The organism is Mesorhizobium sp. WSM4815 (genome assembly GCF_055811575.1).
In genome coordinates, this window is sequence record NZ_JBVVQS010000099.1 from 167,738 (window position 1) to 186,494 (window position 18,757).

Consider the following 18,757-nt stretch of genomic DNA (forward strand, 5'->3'; position numbering starts at 1 on the left):
AAGCACGGGACCTAAGATCCCGCGCTTTGTGCTTTAGGATATGAGGGGTCAGAGCGGTAGGCTCGGACCCCGAAACATCAGGAGCCCATGCCCTTCAGGGCCTTGGCGTTTTCGGCCGACTTGGCGCGCTCGGCGTCCGGCAGCGGGATCAGGCCCTTGTCGGCCAGATAACCATCAGGACCCCATGCAGCATCCGAGGTGTACTCGGCGATGAACTCCTGCATGCCGGGGATGACACCGACATGCTCTTTTTTGGCATAGACAAAGAGCGAGCGGGAAACGCCGTAATCGCCGGATGCGATGTTCTCGAAAGTCGGCTCGACGCCGTCGACCTTGTGGCCCTGCAGCTTGTCGGCGTTCTGGTCAAGGAACGAGAAGCCAAAGACGCCGAAGGCATTGGGGTTGGCTTCCAGCTTCTGGACGATCAGATTGTCGTTTTCGCCGGCCTCGACAAAAGCGCCGTCTTCGCGGATCTCGCCGCAGCCCTTTTCATTAGCCGCCTTCACTTCTTCCTGGCAGGCCGCATCCATGACGAGTTCGACGAACGCATCGCGCGTGCCGGATGTCGGCGGCGGGCCAAGCACCTCGATCTTTGTCGCGGGAAGCGATGCATCGACATCCGACCAGTTCTTGTAGGGGTTGGCGACGACCTTGCCGTCAACAGCGACGTTCTTGGCGAGCGCCTTGAAAACCTGTTCCTTGGTCAGATCGACGACAGTCCCTGCCTTCGAGTTGGCCAGTACGATGCCGTCGAAGCCGACCTTGATTTCGACCGGCGTCACGCCGTTTGCCTTGCAGGTTTTAAGCTCGCTATCCTTGATGGCGCGCGAGGCATTGGTGAAGTCGGCGGTATTTTCGCCGACGCCCTGGCAAAACAGCTTCATGCCGCCGCCGGTGCCAGTCGACTCGACGACCGGGGTCTTGATCTTTCCGCTCTGGCCGAGCTTTTCAGCGACAGCCGTCGTGAAGGGGAACACTGTGGACGAACCAACGATTTGAATCTGGTCGCGCGCGGCGGCATAACCAGCCGACGCGGCGAGCGCAAGCGCCGCGGCCGACGCCGTAAGGAGGAATTTCTTCATGTGGCCTGCTCCTGTTCGGAAAAATGGTCTCTCGGCGCCATTCCTTCGGCGCCCGCTGAGGCCATAGCCCCCGATTATTACAGTCACATGACAGTTTGATGTCAGCCCGGTAACCGCCGCACTGCCCCGTCAAAAGGAAGGGCCGCGGGTCTCGCCGGTACAGCCGTGGTTTGCCGCTGGAATCAGCAGCTTGCGCGAATTGCGGCCGGCATTTGCCTGGACGGGCGAACAATTGGCGCCGAAAAAGAAAATCCGGGCGGGAGCGCGTTGCATGCGGCCAAGGAGGTCATGGCCGTGCCATCGCCGAAGCAGGTCCGTTGGGGTAAATCTGACCCTGCTTCTTGCCGGCGGTCGCTGCTCCCGCCCGTAACTGGAGGAGCGGAACTCGAATGCGCTTATTGTTCCAACCGGGCGCATGCTTTGGTATGGTGCGATCGCACCATAGCCTTGTCGCAACGCGTCGCCGAATCGGCTGGACCCGATAGGCCGACGTGGCTATCCCGCGCGTGGATTTCCCGTCCGCGGACCTTTTCGAGCAAGGCGCCCTTGGCTAATGGGCTTAGGGCTGATGGGCTTGGGCAGGCAATCGTCCATGCCCCGACCCCCAATCGCGCCAAAGTCGCGCCAGGGACGCTGCGGCACTTTGATTTTTGCGCATGATCCCCAGCGAAATCGATTCCGATTCTCCGGGTCATGCGCTAGCCTTGTCCGCAGTGTATTCCGACGGTTGTCGGTAGAACCGAAGCCGCGTTATAGATCCCGCAAGGGTGTTGCCGATGTTGCGACGGATCCTGCCTTTTTTCGTGTGCCCGATGCTGCTGCTAGGGGGCGGCTGCTCGCGCAGCTACGACGGCACCGTCGTCATTCCAAGGCCGCTCGATGTCCGGCGGTTCTGGGACCGGCCGCAGCAGCAGGCGCAAGCCGAACGGCCTCAGTTGCTGCAGACCGATATCTTTCCTGCGGCGCCCGAAACGCCTGAAACAGCGGCGGCGCGCAAAATCGACACCTCCGCGGCGCCGAGAAGGAAAATCGCCAGGATTGCCAAACAACCGCCGACGCCGTCACCCGAGCCGGCGAAACCGCTCGCCTGCAGGAACGTCAGCCAACCCGGGAAACGGGTCCGCATGGTCTGCGAATAGCCAGCCGGCCGCCCCGAAAACGTTGCTGCGCAGCTGCCGCAGCGGTTCGGTTAGACGCGCAGGCCGAGAGCTGACTGGTGGGTTTCGGGCTGCCTGATCGGCGTTGCCGGCAGCCGCGTTGAACCTTATCCGGCCTTCGACGTTAAACAGCCATTGCAGTGCCGCCCGTCGCTTTGGACGCACAACACACGCTGTGGCGTTTTGATTTGGCGCATGGAGACCGAACACATGTCGATTCACTTCACTGTCTCGGACGTGACCAGAAATCTGCTTCACTCGCTGAGACTGGACCATGAGCGCGCGCCGAGACCTCTCAGTCCTGAGCAACGTCTTTTGCTGGAATGCTATCTGGCCGGTCAGATTCCGGAATCGGCCTGGAGCGACTACGTCTTCGAGACGCCGGAATTGGCACGCCATGTCAATGCGAGACGCGGGCAACACTGATATCTGGTGAACCGGTCCGATCGCTCGAGGTGACGCCACCGAACGACGCTTGGCTGAATCGGCGGCCCCATCAGCGTGCCGTTACGCTTGAAGCTGAGGGCGCCCGACGACAATAGCCCTCGAGACAAAAAGGCCGGCACATGGCCGACCTTTCCTTCCACCTCGACCGCGCCAGTACATCCGTGGTCACGGGTTGGAGGTGAATTGCCGACCAGTAGATAGGGATTTAGTTAACGATTCCTTAATTGACGGGAACCGCTCGTCGACGCGTCGTGGCCAATCTGATTTGCGTCTTCGTGATCAGTGCAGAAAGTCGTCTTTAAATGCGGCACATATTATTAATCGTTGTACGCCAACGTGTTAGCGTATGAGGCATACCGAAGATGCATGTCGCGCAAAAGCATGCCCTCGGGCCTGACCCGAGGCTGCGCAGCGTTTTTGCGATAACGACATGCATAAAATCAAGAACTTAAAGCGCGTCGCATTGGATCCGTTCAGCCGAAACGCGCTTTAGCCTATTCTGGAAGTCGACTTATGGCCGTGCTTGGCGCTCTCCCTCCTGGCGTTCGCTGTCGACCAATTCGCGAAGCAGATTGGCAAGGAGTGGTCGACTGCCTGTGCCGGGGGTTTCCGAAGCGTGACCGGAGTTACTGGATACAGGCGCTAACCCGTTTGGCGCAGCGGCCTCCCGTCGCCGAGTTCCCACAATACGGCTTGGCCTTGGAGAAGGCCGATCGGATCGTCGGCGTTGTGCTGACCCTTTATACCCGTTATCCCGGGCAGGAAGGCGACGAAGTCCGCTGCAACCTTTCAAGCTGGTCCGTCGACGCAGAATTCCGTCCCTATGGCGCCAAATTGGTCACGACGATTCTCAAGCGAAGGGACGTGACCTACACCAATATTTCGCCGGCGCCCGCAACGTTGAAAGCCAACTGGGCGCTCGGTTTTCGGCCCTTCACCACCGGACAATTTGCCTTCTTGCCGGCTTTTAGTTCGTCGCAGCGGTCATGTCGCGTGCTTGAAGCTCGTCCCGATCTTGCGGAAATGGCGATGCTGTCCGACAGCGAGAGGTACATACTCTCGGAACACTCAGCACTTGGCTGCCGGTCATTGATTTGCATTTGCGACGGAGCAGCGTTTCCTTTCGTATTGATGCCGCGCCGGATATTGCGCGGTCTTATCCCATCCTATCAGATCGTCTATTGCCGCTCCCTCGCGGATTTGAGCCGGTGCGCCGGTGCCATCGGGCGCTTTCTCTTGCGAAGCGGCATCCTGCTTTGCGTCGTCGACGCCAGGGAGCCGATTGGAGGTCTGTTCGGGTGGTACCGCGCCAACAGCGGGCTGAAATATTTTAGGGGTCCCAGACCACCCTCGCTTGGAGATCTGTCGTTCACCGAGCTTGTAATGTTCGGTCCCTGAAGGACAAGCGCAGCATCAGTCATGCCGCACCGCTTCGCAGCTGAAATGGCAAAAGCGAACCCCCGCCTCTCGGGGCGAGGGTTCCTTTTTGAAAACGACGATCTGCTACTGAACAGGGGCTGTCTGAGCTGGCGGGGTTGCGGGTGCCGGCGTCATCGTGTCGGCTGGAGGTGGCGGCAATTGGCCAGCGGTCGTCGCCTGCGTTCCTCCCGATTGAGTTTGGTCACACGCCGCCAGGGCAGCAAGCGCCAGGCCGAACGCGGCGAATAAGGGTAGTTTGCGGGTCATACACAGTCCCTTCTATGGACGCCACCCGCGCAGGCCTGATCATCAGGACCGCTGCCTCCAGGTCAATCGTCGCTTCGTCGTCGACGCTTCAAACATTCTTACGTCCCGTAAAAGGCCGCGGGCCTTCGGGCTCGGTTTAGATCGGCCTGGGCAAGCAAAACCGTGAGAGTGAAAGCCTCACGCCCCGGCCTGCGACTTCACATGGGCGATATAGCCGCGCACGTCGGCCGCCGGCTCGGCGTAGGCCTTGCCGAGCTTCTTTTCGATCGCCGTCATGTACTCCTTCGCCCATTGCGGCAGCGCGTAGTCGATGGCGGCCAGGAATTCGAGCGTCGCCGCCAGGCGGATGTCGGCGATCGACGGGTTCTTGCCGCCGATGAACGGCTTGCCGTTCCTGAAGAAGCTGTGAAAGACCTCCAGCGGCTCGGCTATCGCTGCTATAGCGGCCTTCTGGGCTTCCGCCTTCTTGTCGGGATGAGCGTCGCTGTGGCCGACCTCGCCGGCATATTGCGGGAAATTCAGCGCAGGATAGGTGGCGCGCGCCACATAGGGGTAGAGCGTGCCGATCAGATAGAACATGGCGCTGTCGATCATCGCCCGCTTGGCCGGCGCCTTGGGATATAATTTGTCCAGCCCGTGCTTGTTGGCGAGATACTGCATGATGGCGCAGCTTTCCCACAACACGCCCCTGGGCAGGCTCTTGTCCTCGATCATCGGCGTCAGATGGGCCGGGTTTCGCGCCATATACTCGGGCGAGCGCGTGTGGCCCCATACGTCGGTCTCGGAATGGTCGAGCCCGGCCGCGCGCGCAAACACCCGTACGCTCATATTGTTGACGCTCGGCTTCAGCATGCTGAGCGTCAGCGCAGGCTTCTTTCCTGATTTCGCCTTAGTCTTCCGCGCGGATTTCGCGGACGCCTTACCTGCAGCTTTTGCGGCGGCTTTCGCTGCCGGCTCGGCGGAAGCTTTCGATGCCTTGGCTGCAGGCTTTGTCGCGGCCTTGGCAGCTGGTTTTGTAGCGGCCTTGGCGGCCGGCTTCTTCGCACTCTTCGTTGTCATCTTTGCCATTGTGCCCTCCCTTTGTTTGGCCTGTTGTCAGAATGGATTTTTCGGCGCGCGGTCTTCTGACAAGGTCGCACGGGAGCGCTCGACCAGCGCCTGGATCGCGTCGGCGAGATGCACTTCGGCGATTGCGTAGTCGCCGCGCGCGACGCGAAGCTTGTGCGCCTGCATCAGCACGTCGGCATGGGTAAATCCCGCCGGCGGCTCGAAACGGTAGGAAGCGAGCTCGATCAGCAGGCCGAGCGGATCCTCGAAGTAGATCGAATCCATAAAACCGCGATCCTTGACGCCGCTGTGCTTGATGGCGCGCTCGTCGAGCCGGGCGACCGCCTGCAGGAAGGTGACCCGCGACACCGCAAACGCGATGTGATGGACGCAGCCCGGATCGGTCGGCGTGCGCCGTTTGACCGGCGTGCGGCTCTCGTCGGTGAAGATGGTGATCAGCCGGCCGTCGCCCGGATCGAAATAGAGGTGGCTTTCGCTGGCCTTGTCGAGGTTGGGCTGCTCGAAGATGAAAGGCATGCCAAGCACGCCTTCCCAGAAATCGATCGAGGTCTGGCGCCCGGCGCCGACCAGCGTGATGTGATGGACGCCTTGCGATTGCAGCTTCTGCATTGGCCGTCTCCCTGGCAGCCGGATGTCGTCGTCGTGTTCACCTCGCCCCGGTGCCGCTCGCAGTTGTGCTGCCTTGTGCCTGGCACGAGGATTATCAGGAGATGCTAAATCAACCGGTGACGATGCGCCAGAAGCCAGGCCACATAGGGACGCTTGCATTGGAAGACCCTGGGTAGCGCAAACGGTAGCTAAGCGCTGCGAGCCTTTCGGCCGCCCTCAAGCTCGATGATTCTTTGAGCCGCCTTCGCGATAAAGCCGGACCGGGTATAACCGTGCGCCTCGGCAAAGGCGTCAATTTGGCTTGGAACATCTTCAGCGAGCGTGATGTTGACGCGGACAGCTTTCTTGGCCTCGGTCTTCACCGCAACCAAGATTGCGACGCCGTCTCGATTATCGGCGTCGGCCATGACATCTTCCAAGCTGGAGGGTTCTGGAATGGCTTCGCCATCTTCCACAAGCCCTTCGATGTGAAGGGCAAGGGCCTCCTCAGCCATAGCACTAGCGTCGTCCAGATCGGTGCCGGCGGTGACAACGCCGGGAAAATCAGGAAAGGACACACCGAAGTCGCTGCCGGTAGCGTTACCGCTTCGGCGGATTGTAAGACCACTGGCAACGGTGGCAGGCCATTGCGAGGACGATAACAAGTCTGCAACGGCCTTAGAATCAAAACCCCGCTCCGGCGGGGTTTTGTGTATCGCCGCCTGACTATCCCTTCTTCGGTAAGAGGTTATCGCCTCGCGTTCTCCGCCAGAGGCGCGGGCTTTTTCAAAATGACAGTTCATAAAGTCCGTGGGCCTCATGAAGGGGCCTGGTGATCTGGTGAGCCAGTTATCCGATCCCCCGCTCAGAAATTTCTACCAAACATTCCGGCCCCTAATGCAACCATTCCGTGACCTGCGAGTTGCGGCCCTTGGGCGGGTTGGGACATGCAGACATGGCAAAGCGTGATGCAGCGGGCCATAAGACCCTTGCCGACGCCGTTCGGGAGCTGATCGGCACCGAAGACAATCGTCATCACGTACACAAGCTGCTTGGGCTGGAGGTCGAACCAGAACTGCCGCCAACTCTGGCATCATTGTTTGAGGCAATCGGCAAGGCCGGGCGGGACGAAACTCCATAGCTGCCCTTACGGGTCCTGCTAAGGGGAGCCCGCCGCCGTTGAGGGACAAGCGATGAGCCCACAGCGGCTGTGCTTCCACGGAGAACTGACCGCCGCAATTCTAAACACGCGCGAGTTCGTGAAGACCGAATTGGTCGGCGTCAGCTATGCCTGCAACAATGTCCGAGGTGCATCCGAGCAGCTGGTCCAAGCGGGGACCCAAGTGGAAACGTGCATCGGCCCTCTGCCCTTCAAGCCTTAGGTGGCGAGGAGGAGGTGTACTATGGCCATGAAGCTCTCACTTTAGTTCGCATTAGCCTGTTGGCCCGGATATTCTGACCCCTCCTTTTAACCCCGTTGAACCCGCTCACCCGAATTGTCTATCCGAGCTAGCTCAAGCGGCCGATTTGGGGGCGATCTTTATCGGCTACTAATGACCTGTCGCTTGACGCTGGGTTGGGTGGGCACGCGCGTCAGGCCGGAGTGTAGGCTGGGGTACGGAAGTCGCAATCTTTGAAGGCCCGTCCCCGGCCGCACTCTTGAGACACCCGCCCGGGTGGCCTTTGGGGCCGGCACTAGCCGGTGTAAGACTGACAGGGTGCCCAAGGCTCCGCTGTCTTGGTCCTGTCATCGCTCAGTCACTATTTAGTTGTGCTGCCACTGCACCCCGCGAAGGCAGCTCAAAGCAGCGGGGACTAACCCCAAGCCCCCCACCCGGTCCCCGCTGCTCATTTCACGCCAGGCTCTTCGGACGTCCAGCCCCTTAGACCGAGCAACGCGGCGTCAGCCTCGATGCCGTCGGGCAGTGTTGACTGGCCAGCGGTCAAAATTTTACATTAGAAACTTGGAACATAAGTGAGGCAGAGAACATTGTTGGCGCCATGGACAAGAACGATGGCGACAATCTTCCTGAGGGGTTTCCGGGCAACCTGCCCGAGGATCCAGTGATCCGAGCCGATATCGCGAAAAGAATTTCGAGAGAAGCTGAGAGTAAAATTGCGCCGCACGGTTTGGTGGTCACGAAGGCCCAGGCGGGATCGCAATCTGGTCGAGGAACTGGAAAGAGCTGACCCCGCCCTCGACAGCCAGCCGTCCGTGCTTCCGTTCCTGGTTCTGTATGTGCTCTCAATGTTGGGCTTGGCATGGTACGCCCTCGCTGGCAGGTATTTTCTATAGCGCCTGAGTTTCCGTTACGCACGGCGAAGGTGTGCACGTCACAGCCCGAGCTTTGAGTAGCGAGAGCGAGAGTCAATGGGCGGCCCAGCAGTCAGTTGGAGTTGGGCGGGTGGCCGCTGGGCCTGACCGGCGAGGGGGCGTCTGCGGGACGGTCGCCGGCTACTTCTACGATAGGCGGCTAAATGCATCATTTGTAATTTAGTAAAATGGTCACGTTCCGTTCCCCTGGCTGTCAAATCGGATGAGCCTAGAGTCAATTTGGTGCCTAAAAGAGTGAGTGCCGGCGCTGGCACAAGGGGCCGCCAGGACGCGCGAGGTGCTTCGGCGGTGTAGGACAGCGGCCAGCGGGAACGCACGCTGGCGAGGCTCTGTACGGCACGGAAAAACCACGGCGCCCGTGGGCCTGTCCCACAGTGGGTCATTTGCTGCTGGCACCGCAATTGCATGGTCAGCATCGGGGCGAGTGGGGGGCCCGCCGCTTCGCAAATGGAGCGGCGGGGCTTTGTGCATTTCAGCCATCACCGCAAGTTCGAGCGGCCCGACAGCCACTATTGGGGGTGACCAACAGCCGGCCTCCGGGCCTAACCAGCAAACGGGGTAGGTTCGCCGGCTGGGAAGACTGTAGCCCGCTCAAGCATCGCTAACTTAGCAAGACGGCTGTGTTCGGTTCCTCTAGCCCTCAAATCGGATGAGCCTAGACTCGGTTCCATGAGTGGGTGTCGGGCAGGCTTGTTCAACGCTTTAGTCAGAACGCGCATTTCTTGTATTTAAAGGCACCAACCATCGCATCAAAGCGCTCAAAGTGGGTTGCGTCGATGATGCGGAATGACCATGAAAAGTTCCGGGATACAACAGCGTCCGCACAGGTTAATAAGGCGGAGAAGCGGTCGTTCTCCTCGTTGACTTGCGAGATCGTGCAGGCGCCCCCAACCGGGCCCTTTGCCTTGTTGCCGGTAATGATGAAACCGTTCTCGGACGAATAGGTACGGTCCTTGAAGCGGACTTTCCCCTGGATCTTCTCGAACACCCTCGTGCAGTCGGCGCGTTCCCCGACCCAGACGCCTTGCAAAACCTCAAGAGCATCGGCCCATGCTACGGATGCGCTAGCGGCGAAAAGTGCCGATCCCAGGAGCAGTGCTGCCTTCGAACGATTGGACCGCCATCTCAGTGCTGCTATGACGAGGTGCATCAGGAATCTCCAAAGCGGTTTCAGTTGATGCCCCTCCAACCGCAAAAGCGGAAGTCAATAGAAAGTTTTTACCGGCAGAATGTTGAACGACTAAGGCCACTAGCTTTGGTTCGATGCAAGCTTCCTCCGAATTGCGCTAATGGCGTTGACGATCGCCTCCGCTGCCTGGCGGTCGAGCGCAACATCCAGGCGGCCTTCTGTCGTCTGGTTGAGAGGATTCCGAGATTGCCGATCTTGTCCGTGACCGTTCCGACATGAATCTCTGTCGGCACATAAGGCGGCTTTTCCATAGGACCCATCGCTTACCTCCTGGTAGCGGTGTGCTGCTGGAGATCTCTCCTTTGACAACTCCCAAGGGCAGCATCGCGCCGATCTGGCGCAAAGGCAAGCCAGAGCAATCCGCATAAAGGGTTATCGGCATAAAAGTGTAGTTTCAAGTGCAAGGGCGCGCTGACGATTTCCGCGTTATTTCTTCCTCAACCTCACCCCGGCGCCGCCGCCGTTCTCCGGGATGAACTCGATTCGCCCCTTAGTCATCATTGCTGGCGTCCATGTCACGGCTGTTTGATGCAGAACAGACGCAGATGGCGGCCGCCCGTGAGGCATGTTGCTACAATCCTGCCGTTTGCATCTGATTGGAGTGCCGGACCACTCGCTGAGATGCTTCGGCCGGCATCAGAGAAGCAGTAGGCGCTCAGCAGGAGTTCGCCAGCATCGCACGATGCACCAGCGCTCACCGCGTCAACGATCCGATATGCCGAGCCGGCTGGCTCTTGTGGTGGGTCACCGCAGCCCGTCAGGATTGCGGCCGCAAGCAATATCGCGGACAGCGGGATGGTCGGTCGCCCTTTACACATCATCATCACCGACGATCCCGCCCTCATTTTCCAGCCTTTCGATCGCCTTGACCTCACGGCGGTTGAACTTCAGGCGGACACCCGCACCGCCTCCATTTTCAGGGATAAAGACGACGCCGGCGGATTCGAGAGCGCGCTTCACCTTGTCTCGGGTATCAGCATGCATCCCGCCGCGCTCGTTTTCGTAGCGCGTCAGGGTGGCAGTCGTCACGTTCGCCATTTCCGCCAAATCGCGGACACCGATCTTAAGCGCGGCCCGAGCCATTCGCATCTGGGAAGGCGTCAAGTTATCACCCTGTGCTGAGTAGTCATTACTGCGTGTTGACATTAACACCAGATACAAAGTATCTATCACAATGTAACAACTTTTCCAAGAGAAACACCATGCCGAACATCACTGTTCGGGCTGCCGCCGAAGGCATGCCCGCAATCAACCGCCGCCGCCTGCTCAACCTGGAGCGACCATCAATCAGAATCGACCGGCGGCGAATGCTGCTCGGCATGGGGGCAACCGCGGCGGCCTTGGCTGCCGCTTCAACGATCGCGCTCGTTCACACGAAAGTGGACAACTTGTCCAGCTTCGCCAAAGACACAGCCGGCGAGTTAGACGCTGGCGCGATCCCATCCGGGCGACGAGCGATAGCCGCCAAACTCCCGAGGCGCGAGCGTTCAAATACAAGACCGTCCGCGATCAGGCTCTGGCAAAGGTCGGCTTGATCAACGCGCAGGCGCGGAAAGCGCTGGACGATCGCCGGGAACGCCTCCGCACCGAGGCCTTCAAAAAGTCAGGCCTTCTCGAAACCTATCCGCAAGCGCAGGAGGTCCGGCAGGTGTTGCGCGGACTTTCGCAAAAAGAGCGCGATGCCGAGATCAATGCCGCTGTCGATCGCGGCGACGTCTGGGTGATTGCGGCAGTTCGAAATTACCCGCCGTTGTTGACCGGCAAGATCGGCATGCCGATGGAGCTCATCGAAAATTTGATCATCTCGAAGGTCGCGCCGGAGCTCGACGCGGAGCTTGAAGACCTCAAGGTGGCGGAAACACACTTGGACATCGCGGTCGACACATTCGCCCGCGAAGCCGAACGGATGAGAGACATCGAGGCGGAAGGCCGCGCCGTTAAGGACGCCCAGGCTACGGCCGAAGCCGACGCAGCTTTCGCGAAGGCTCTAGGGGCGCCGGTCGAAACATAGCGCCACGTTCGTACCAGAGGGGTCGCCCGCGCGCGAGGGAGCCCATTTGGACACCCATCTACCCACGTCGCAAGGTCTCCACTATCCTCATCAGAGGGAGGCTGGCCGTATGGTTGAAATGCGCGTTTGCAAGACTTGCGGCAATGATCTGCCTCTAAGCCGAGAAAATTTCGGGTCAACGCCCAGTGGTGGCCTTCGACACAAATGTCGAGCATGTATGCGCAAGCATGTGCACGATTATGACAATGCATCTGTTGAACGAAAAAAAGCGGCTTCTGAGCGGGCGATGAGGCGGGAGCACTTTTCTGCTGCTAAGCGAGAAAGGTTCACGGCCGCTCTCGTCCGCCGAGACGGGACGAAGTGCTTTTACTGCAAGACCGAGCTACAGCAAGATTTTCACATTGACCATATGGTTCCTGTCGTTAAGGGCGGAATGCGTGTGCTCAAGAATTTGGTTCTGGCGTGCGTCCAATGCAACCAAGAGAAGCACAATAAAATACCCGACGAGTACAGAGCTTGGCGGCGGTTGAACGGTCTTCCGGTTCTCTTCTAACCGCTCCCCCAGCTATCTCTGTGCAGGGCGCGCGCGGACGATCCGGCGCACCCGAAGGGCTGAGGAGCGCGCGTCGCACGCCGACGGGGCTGGAAACGAGAGCCTACGAATCTTAAATTATGATTAGCTCGATTTTTACAGCCCCAACGATTCCTCTACGGTCGCCACTGTGCTATAGGTGGCGACCGTAGCAAGTTGGATGGCGCGCTCGGCCGGATTCGAACCGACGACCAGGAACTTAGTAGGGACCTGCTCTATCCACTGAGCTACGAGCGCAAAGCGGCTGGCCCGAAAGCCAACCGCCCCTGCCGACCTAAAGCCGCTGCGTCTCCTTTCCCTGGGGACTTCGCAGCGGCTTTTCTATTTGCACAGGCCCGGATCACCGGTCGGCGGCTTGGCCGGGCCCTGAACTCTTCTTTTCATGTCACGTCTCACGGGCGGGAATCGCCCACCGCCACTGGAACATAGGTGGAGGCATTGCGCAATACGCTCAGAGAAACTTTACGCAGTTTACGCCACAATCACGGACTACGATTGTAAGCGTAACAATTGACAGATGACGCGTAAGGGGGTATTTAGGCTTGAATTACAGGAGATTGTCATGGCGAAAACTCGCAGCCCGTCATACCCCGCGATCAGCCTTAAAGAGGCAATCGAGAAGGTCACGGCTATCTACAATCAGAATTATCAGGCTCCTATACCGCGTTCCGTCGCCGCCGAACTGATGGGCTATGGTGGCCTGAATGGAAAGTCACTCGGTGTTTTGTCGTCGTTGCTCAAGTACGGACTTCTAGAGGGTCGAGGAGACGAAACTCGGGTTTCAGACCTTGCGGTTAAGATCATCGCGCATGTGCCGGGAATGCCAGAACGGGCCGAGGCGATACGAGAAGCCGCGAATGGGCCGGAATTGTTTCAAGAAATTGACAAGCGATACGCGGCCGGCAAGGCGAGCGATACAGCTATAAGGGCATACCTGTTAACGCAGAAGTTTATTCCATCTGCTGCTGATAACGTTGTCCGGTCCTATCGCGAAACGAAACAGCTGGTCGAACTGGAAACGTCTGGATACAAATTGGACGACGCGTCACCGTCGGCGTCCGACCGAGTGGCGCTGCAGGTAAGCGAGATATTTCCTCGGGCTTCCGCACCCCCCGCACTATTCGGAGGTGAAGCCCTTCCTATGAGGCCGTCGCAGTTTTTTGGGGGCGGCGATGCTTCTACCGCATCCGAGGATGACGACCCGTACGAGGTATCAATCTCGGGCAATTCGAAAACGGGCAAGCTTATTAGCGGCAGGTTTTCTTTCCGCGATCAGCAGAGTGTGGACGAGTTGGTCGGAATTCTGAACGCGATGAAACTGCAACTGCCAAAGGCCGTAAAATCTGACGTCGTTGTCACTGAGACGGACAAAGACCTGTTTCCTTAAGCTAGGTGTCTTTGGCGTTGTCGTACGGGCTGCGTCGCTGATTCTGCGAGGCGCAATCCAATTTTATATTTGGTCGGATATTTGTTCCATCGAAACGGGACATGGCCATCTCGAAAAAATATTTAACGATTTCAGGTAGTTAAGTGGTACGCCCAAGGGGAATCGAACCCCTGTTCCCGCCGTGAGAGGGCGGTGTCCTGACCGCTAGACGATGGGCGCGTTCAAGAACCGGCGATATAGGCTGACGGCCGGGAAAAAGCAACTGGGCTTCTGGCAGTCAATGTTGCCGGGAAAATATCCGTTGCAGGCCTATCGTTTTGGCTCGATCAGGTCCCAGAGATTTCCATGGAGATCGGCGAAAACCGCTACCGTGCCATAGGGCTCAACGCGGGGCGCCTCACGGAATTCGACACCCTTTGCGAGCATTGCCGCATGGTCGCGGACAAAATCGTCGGTCTCGAGGAACAGAAAGACGCGGCCGCCGGTCTGGTTGCCGATGCGGCTTGCTTGCATATCGTCCGACGCTTCGGCCAGCAGCAGCTGCGCGCCCTGCCCATTCGCCGGCGCCACCGTGACCCAGCGCTTGCCGTCGCCGAGATCGACGTCCTCTGTGAGCAAAAAGCCCAGCCTGTCGACATACCAGGCGATCGCCTCATCGTAATTGGCGACGACAAGCGCAACGCTGGCGACGCGGCGATTTTCGGCGAAACCAGTCATTTGTTGCGGATCGAGAAGCGACCGATGATGCGGCGCTCAGTGATGTCGTAGACAAAAATGGCGCGGCTGCCGTCGGCAAGCTCCGCATCGATGGAGACGCGGTTGCCGGAAAGCGACTGGCTGATGACCCTGGCGCCGACCGGCAGCACGATGTCGCCGGTCAGCGGCTCGCCAGAGGGCACCTGGATGTCGCCGGCAAGGGATGGGGCTGCCGGTGGTGCGCTGCGCGTTTTGTAGACAAGGGCTGCAATCACCACCATAAGGGCGAGGAACAGCAGGCCGAGATTGATGGCGACGAAGCGGACGAGCTTCTTGCGCACCTTTTCGACTTCGGGGTCGAGCGGCTTTTCCTCGTCTTCATCGGCAGCAGCCATGGCAAACATTCCGGAACGATTTTCGATGAGCGCTCATAACGAAGAGACCCCGATATTGATAGAGGATGGATTGACGGGCGGATCGCCAAACGGGGGATCGCCAGACGGATCGGTCGTGCTGGAAGCAGGCCCCGATGCGGCCGGCCAGCGGCTCGACCAATGGCTGGCTGGCAAGCTCGGCCCGGACATGTCGCGCAGCCGGGTGCAGATGCTGATCCGGCAGGGCGCCCTCAAGGTCGACGGCCAGCCGGTCAACGAGACCAAACGCAAGATGGCAGCCGGTGAACGCGTATCGGTCGACATGCCGGAGCCGGAGCCGGCGGAGCCGCAAGGCGAGAACATCCCGCTCGACGTCCTCTATGAAGACAATGAATTGATCGTCATCGACAAGCCGCCGGGGCTGGTCGTCCATCCCGGTGCCGGCAACTGGACCGGCACGCTGGTCAACGCGCTGATCCACCATTGCGGCGACAGTCTTTCCGGCATCGGCGGGGTGCGGCGGCCGGGCATCGTCCACCGCCTGGACAAGGAGACCAGCGGCGTCATGGTCGTGGCAAAAACCGAGCGCGCCCACAAATCATTGTCGGAGGCGTTTGCCGACCATGGCCTGACCGGCGATCTCAAACGCGCCTATCTGGCGCTGGTCTGGGGCATTCCGATGAGACCGACAGGCACGGTCGACGAGCCACTCGGTCGCGCCGCCGACCGCGTGCGCCGTGCCGTGGTGCCAGAGGGCCGCGACGATGCCCGCCACGCCGTCACCCATTTCACGGTGGTCGAGCGCTTTGGCGAGCAGCAAGAGGAGTTTGCCACGGCGAGCCTGGTCGAATGCCGGCTCGAAACCGGCCGCACCCATCAGATCCGTGTCCACATGGCTCATATCGGCCATCCCGTCGTCGGCGATCCCGATTACGGCCAGGCCTTTCGCACCAAGGCGAACCGGTTGCCCGAGCCGCTGAAAGGTCAGGTGAAGGCCTTTCCGCGACAGGCATTGCATGCCCGCCTGCTTGAATTTCGGCATCCGACTACCCATTTACCGATGAGGTTCGAGGCGCCGCTACCGAGCGACATGGAGGAACTCGTGGGCGGCTTCCGCAGATTCTGAACCGGCTTCATCCATTCAAAACCAGATCGGCAAAAACCTGACCCGCGTTGTTCACTTTGGCGTGACACACTGTTTCGTGTTGAACCAAATGCTGTCCTTTCTGGTTTTGTTCCTGTATACATCCGCTGTCGCGAACGAGCCTTTTGGCGTTCGTGATTTATGCCCGCCGCGTTAGGGGGCACCACTCCAAGAGAGAGGGGCGCTATCATGGCCCAGTCACTACCCAGTATCGTTTCCGGCGAAGGCGGTCTCAGCCGCTACCTGGAAGAAATCCGTCGCTTTCCGATGCTTCAGCCGCAGGAAGAATACATGCTCGCCAAGCGTTACGCTGAGCATGAGGACACAACGGCTGCGCACAAGCTCGTCACCAGCCACCTTCGGCTCGTCGCCAAGATTGCCATGGGCTATCGCGGCTACGGCCTGCCCATCGGCGAGGTGATCTCGGAAGGCAATGTCGGCCTGATGCAGGCCGTCAAGAAATTCGAACCGGAGCGCGGCTTCCGGCTCGCCACCTACGCCATGTGGTGGATCAAGGCGTCGATCCAGGAATACATCCTGCGCTCGTGGAGCCTGGTCAAGATGGGCACCACCGCCAACCAGAAGCGCCTGTTCTTCAACCTGCGCAAGGTGAAGGGCAAGATCCAGGCGCTCGACGACGGCGACTTGAAGCCCGAGCAGATCACCGAGATCGCCACCCGCCTCAACGTGTCGGAAGCGGAAGTGGTGTCGATGAACCGCCGCCTGTCGGGCGACGCCTCGCTCAACGCGCCGATCCGGGCAAGCGAAGGTGAATCAGGTGAGTGGCAGGACTGGCTGGTCGACGACCACGAAAGCCAGGAAGAGGCGCTGATCGAGCAGGACGAGCTGGAAAACCGGCGCGGCATGCTGTCCGGCGCTCTTGCCGTGCTCAACGAGCGCGAGCGGCGCATCTTCGAGGCGCGCCGCCTGGCCGAGGAGCCGCTGACGCTGGAAGAGCTGTCGGCCGAGTTCGACATCAGCCGCGAGCGCGTGCGCCAGATCGAGGTGCGCGCCTTCGAGAAGGTGCAGGACGCGGTCAAGGCCGCAGCCAAGCGCCAGATGCAGGCGCTGCGCACCATCGAGGCGCAGCCGGCGGCGTAAAACCTCCGGCGGAAACAAATAGCGGCGGCGCTAGGTAACTGGCGCCGCCGTTTTTTTTATGGTCCACCGACTGCGGGGGAACTGTCCTTTGGTGCCATATTCCAGCTAGGGTTGCCGGTTCCGCCGCGCCTTCGCGAACGCCCGATCCGTCGCCATAAACCGCTCAATCATCGGTGTGGTGGCCGGCTCATAGCGGCATTATAGCAATTTTCCCCAAGCCCTGGAAACCGCAACGCTGCAAATTGTGGCGGCAATGTTCCGGCGCCGACACGGGCTTCCGTCGCGAAATTTCACGAGGCGGCGCTTGCGGCAAGCGGGCGCGACAACGGGCCCTCGGGGCTGCGCTGGGCAGTTGAGATCGCCTATTTGGAAACCAAAGGCAGTATGACGATGACGATTTCTCCGTTTCTCACCGCTCTCGGATCCGAAGGTCCCCCAGCCGAGCGAGCGAAAGACATGAACCTGTATGGATGGCTAATTGGAAGCTGGGAAATGGACACGGTCCACTACCGCGACGACGGCACAATCCAGAAGTGGGATGGAGAATGCCATTTTGGCTGGGTGCTCGAAGGCCGCGCGATTCAGGACGTCTGGATCAGGCCCAAGCGCCCTGCGCCGTCCACGATGTATGGCACGACTTTGCGCATCTTCGATCTTGGGATCGATGGCTGGCACATCATATGGAACGACCCGCTCAACCGAGATCACTCGCGCCAGATCGGGCGGGCCGAGGGTAAGGACATTGTCCAACTCGGCACTGATTCGCGCGGTCTGAAAACTCGATGGCGTTTCACCGAGATCACTGCCAACAGCTTCCATTGGATCGGCGAGGAAAGATCTTCCGAGAGCGATCCTTGGCAAATCACGTATGAACATTTAGTCCGCCGGACAAAACCCTGAAGCTAGACTGGCTGGCGTCTGCGCTGCCCCTCATCCGGCAGGGCGATGAGGGGCGGCGCCGAGATTGCAAAAGTTGGACCCGCGCCCCTCAAAGGCAATCCAACGGAAATTTCAAATAGCGGCGGCCGTTGGATTCCGGTTCCGGCAAGCGCCCGCCATTCATGTTGACCTGCAGCGCGTGCAGGATCAGCCTCGGCATCGGCAGCGTCCTGTCGCGCGCCTCGCGCAACGCGACGAAATCGGCCTCCGTCCTGCAGGCGGCAACATGGGTGTTCTTGGATTTTTGTTCCGCGACCGTGCTCTCCCACAAGGGCTCGCGCCCCTCCGCCTGGTAGTCATGACCGACGAACAGACGTGTCTCGTCCGGCAGCGCGAGGATATTTTGGATCGAGCGCCAGAGTTGCGCGGCACTGCCGCCGGGAAAGTCCGCTCTCGCCGTGCCGCTGTCCGGCATGAACAACGTATCGTGGATGAAAGCGGCGTCGCCGATCACATAGGTGATCGAGGCCAGCGTGTGGCCCGGCGAAAAAAGCACCTTTGCCGGAACGCCGCCGACCGAAAAGGTCTCGCCGTCGGCAAACAGCCTGTTCCACTGGGATCCGTCGGCAGGAAACCCCGGCCAGTTGTAGATTGCCTTCCACAGTTTCTGGACGTCGACGACCTTCTCGCCGATCGCCGTGGGCGCTCCTGTCTTCGTGCTGAGATAGTGTGCCGCCGAGAAATGGTCGGCATGCGGGTGGGTGTCGAGGATCCATTCGACAACCAGCCGTTGATCTCTAATGAAGTCGAGCAGGGCGTCGGCATTTTTCGTGTCAGTGCTGCCGGACTTCTCGTCGAAATCCAGGACCGGATCGATGATTGCGCATCGTCGCGTCTGCGGGTCGGCAACGACATACTGGATGGACCCGCTCGGCTTGTCGTAAAAGCCTGCCACCTGCAGCTTGGCCGATGATGCGTCCAATCCCGGCTCCCTCAACTCCCACCCGGCAGGAATGGTTTT

At 59.8% G+C, this 18,757-nt stretch carries 21 protein-coding genes, 2 tRNA genes and 1 pseudogene; 12 read left to right on the forward strand and 12 right to left on the reverse strand.

From position 1 onward, the window contains the following. Positions 1–77: 77 nt before the first annotated feature. Complete coding sequence (locus AC0L2B_RS23990) at positions 78–1,082, reverse strand: PstS family phosphate ABC transporter substrate-binding protein (RefSeq protein ID WP_473747081.1); 1,005 nt, start codon at positions 1,080–1,082, stop codon at positions 78–80. Between the two features lie 812 nt (positions 1,083–1,894). Here AC0L2B_RS23990 and AC0L2B_RS23995 point away from each other — a divergent pair. The 3 genes from AC0L2B_RS23995 (at position 1,895) to AC0L2B_RS24005 (ending at position 4,084) form a co-directional block, all read left to right on the forward strand. Beyond that, positions 1,895–2,221 (forward strand): hypothetical protein, encoded by a 327-nt coding sequence (locus AC0L2B_RS23995; RefSeq protein WP_473747082.1) that lies wholly within the window; start codon positions 1,895–1,897, stop codon positions 2,219–2,221. A gap of 228 nt (positions 2,222–2,449) precedes the next feature. Then, positions 2,450–2,665 (forward strand): hypothetical protein, encoded by a 216-nt coding sequence (locus AC0L2B_RS24000; protein ID WP_473515472.1) that lies wholly within the window; start codon positions 2,450–2,452, stop codon positions 2,663–2,665. Between the two features lie 534 nt (positions 2,666–3,199). Then, the gene (locus tag AC0L2B_RS24005) at positions 3,200–4,084 is read left to right on the forward strand and encodes a hypothetical protein (protein WP_473747083.1); all 885 of its coding nucleotides are present in this window, start codon (positions 3,200–3,202) and stop codon (positions 4,082–4,084) included. A 465-nt stretch (positions 4,085–4,549) separates the two neighbouring features. On the opposite strand, the gene AC0L2B_RS24010 is transcribed toward AC0L2B_RS24005, so the two are convergent. The 3 genes from AC0L2B_RS24010 to AC0L2B_RS24020 all read right to left on the reverse strand — a co-directional run bounded on the left by AC0L2B_RS24010 (position 4,550) and on the right by AC0L2B_RS24020 (position 6,645). Continuing rightward, entirely contained in the window at positions 4,550–5,440 is an 891-nt protein-coding gene (locus AC0L2B_RS24010; RefSeq protein ID WP_473747084.1) for a glutathione S-transferase family protein, read from the reverse strand. 27 nt (positions 5,441–5,467) lie between these two features. Continuing rightward, positions 5,468–6,049, reverse strand: coding sequence for a VOC family protein (locus tag AC0L2B_RS24015; protein WP_091593265.1), 582 nt, complete (start codon positions 6,047–6,049; stop codon positions 5,468–5,470). A 188-nt stretch (positions 6,050–6,237) separates the two neighbouring features. After that, the gene (locus tag AC0L2B_RS24020; protein WP_473747241.1) at positions 6,238–6,645 is read right to left on the reverse strand and encodes a type II toxin-antitoxin system HicB family antitoxin; all 408 of its coding nucleotides are present in this window, start codon (positions 6,643–6,645) and stop codon (positions 6,238–6,240) included. Positions 6,646–6,983: 338 nt separating this feature from the next. Here AC0L2B_RS24020 and AC0L2B_RS24025 point away from each other — a divergent pair, with 338 nt between their 5' ends. Continuing rightward, positions 6,984–7,169 carry a hypothetical protein gene (locus AC0L2B_RS24025; protein ID WP_023797083.1) on the forward strand — a complete coding sequence of 62 codons (186 nt, stop codon included), beginning with the start codon at positions 6,984–6,986 and terminating at the stop codon, positions 7,167–7,169. A gap of 860 nt (positions 7,170–8,029) precedes the next feature. Further along, a complete protein-coding gene (locus AC0L2B_RS24030; RefSeq protein ID WP_473747085.1) occupies positions 8,030–8,218 on the forward strand; it encodes a hypothetical protein in 189 nt (62 codons plus the stop codon). An 851-nt stretch (positions 8,219–9,069) separates the two neighbouring features. Here the strand turns inward: AC0L2B_RS24030 and AC0L2B_RS24035 are convergent. Then, positions 9,070–9,513 carry a hypothetical protein gene (locus AC0L2B_RS24035; RefSeq protein ID WP_023797081.1) on the reverse strand — a complete coding sequence of 148 codons (444 nt, stop codon included), beginning with the start codon at positions 9,511–9,513 and terminating at the stop codon, positions 9,070–9,072. A gap of 849 nt (positions 9,514–10,362) precedes the next feature. Beyond that, positions 10,363–10,635: a helix-turn-helix domain-containing protein gene (locus AC0L2B_RS24040; RefSeq protein ID WP_031254090.1), complete on the reverse strand. Its 273-nt coding sequence runs from the start codon at positions 10,633–10,635 to the stop codon at positions 10,363–10,365. Positions 10,636–10,754: 119 nt separating this feature from the next. Between AC0L2B_RS24040 and AC0L2B_RS24045 the strand changes: the two genes are divergently transcribed. The 3 genes from AC0L2B_RS24045 (at position 10,755) to AC0L2B_RS24055 (ending at position 12,116) form a co-directional block, all read left to right on the forward strand. Beyond that, positions 10,755–11,087, forward strand: coding sequence for a hypothetical protein (locus AC0L2B_RS24045; protein WP_473747086.1), 333 nt, complete (start codon positions 10,755–10,757; stop codon positions 11,085–11,087). After that, a complete protein-coding gene (locus AC0L2B_RS24050; protein WP_473747088.1) occupies positions 11,084–11,563 on the forward strand; it encodes a hypothetical protein in 480 nt (159 codons plus the stop codon). Before AC0L2B_RS24045 ends, AC0L2B_RS24050 begins: the two co-directional genes overlap by 4 nt. A gap of 286 nt (positions 11,564–11,849) precedes the next feature. Further along, complete coding sequence (locus tag AC0L2B_RS24055; RefSeq protein ID WP_473747243.1) at positions 11,850–12,116, forward strand: HNH endonuclease; 267 nt, start codon at positions 11,850–11,852, stop codon at positions 12,114–12,116. Between the two features lie 200 nt (positions 12,117–12,316). On the opposite strand, the gene AC0L2B_RS24060 is transcribed toward AC0L2B_RS24055, so the two are convergent. After that, a tRNA-Ser gene (locus AC0L2B_RS24060) sits at positions 12,317–12,392 on the reverse strand. A gap of 325 nt (positions 12,393–12,717) precedes the next feature. Between AC0L2B_RS24060 and AC0L2B_RS24065 the strand changes: the two genes are divergently transcribed. Further along, the gene (locus AC0L2B_RS24065) at positions 12,718–13,542 is read left to right on the forward strand and encodes a hypothetical protein (protein WP_473747089.1); all 825 of its coding nucleotides are present in this window, start codon (positions 12,718–12,720) and stop codon (positions 13,540–13,542) included. A 144-nt stretch (positions 13,543–13,686) separates the two neighbouring features. Here AC0L2B_RS24065 and AC0L2B_RS24070 read toward each other — a convergent pair. The 3 genes from AC0L2B_RS24070 to AC0L2B_RS24080 all read right to left on the reverse strand — a co-directional run bounded on the left by AC0L2B_RS24070 (position 13,687) and on the right by AC0L2B_RS24080 (position 14,633). Further along, positions 13,687–13,761 (reverse strand) — tRNA-Glu (locus AC0L2B_RS24070). Positions 13,762–13,851: 90 nt separating this feature from the next. After that, positions 13,852–14,259: a VOC family protein gene (locus AC0L2B_RS24075; RefSeq protein WP_473747090.1), complete on the reverse strand. Its 408-nt coding sequence runs from the start codon at positions 14,257–14,259 to the stop codon at positions 13,852–13,854. Continuing rightward, positions 14,256–14,633, reverse strand: coding sequence for a fimbrial protein (locus AC0L2B_RS24080; RefSeq protein ID WP_473747092.1), 378 nt, complete (start codon positions 14,631–14,633; stop codon positions 14,256–14,258). Before AC0L2B_RS24080 ends, AC0L2B_RS24075 begins: the two co-directional genes overlap by 4 nt. A gap of 25 nt (positions 14,634–14,658) precedes the next feature. Between AC0L2B_RS24080 and AC0L2B_RS24085 the strand changes: the two genes are divergently transcribed. Then, the gene (locus AC0L2B_RS24085) at positions 14,659–15,738 is read left to right on the forward strand and encodes an RluA family pseudouridine synthase (protein ID WP_473747093.1); all 1,080 of its coding nucleotides are present in this window, start codon (positions 14,659–14,661) and stop codon (positions 15,736–15,738) included. Between the two features lie 207 nt (positions 15,739–15,945). Beyond that, complete coding sequence (rpoH, locus tag AC0L2B_RS24090) at positions 15,946–16,857, forward strand: RNA polymerase sigma factor RpoH (RefSeq protein ID WP_292512139.1); 912 nt, start codon at positions 15,946–15,948, stop codon at positions 16,855–16,857. A gap of 105 nt (positions 16,858–16,962) precedes the next feature. On the opposite strand, the pseudogene AC0L2B_RS24095 reads toward rpoH, so the two are convergent. Then, positions 16,963–17,034 (reverse strand): annotated as a pseudogene (locus AC0L2B_RS24095) (DUF2274 domain-containing protein); the annotation flags it as partial. 207 nt (positions 17,035–17,241) lie between these two features. On the opposite strand from AC0L2B_RS24095, the gene AC0L2B_RS24100 reads away from it, so the two are divergent. Further along, the gene (locus tag AC0L2B_RS24100) at positions 17,242–17,757 is read left to right on the forward strand and encodes a hypothetical protein (protein ID WP_473747095.1); all 516 of its coding nucleotides are present in this window, start codon (positions 17,242–17,244) and stop codon (positions 17,755–17,757) included. An 88-nt stretch (positions 17,758–17,845) separates the two neighbouring features. Here the strand turns inward: AC0L2B_RS24100 and AC0L2B_RS24105 are convergent, their stop codons facing one another. After that, positions 17,846–18,718: an MBL fold metallo-hydrolase gene (locus AC0L2B_RS24105; RefSeq protein WP_473645635.1), complete on the reverse strand. Its 873-nt coding sequence runs from the start codon at positions 18,716–18,718 to the stop codon at positions 17,846–17,848. Positions 18,719–18,757: the final 39 nt, after the last annotated feature.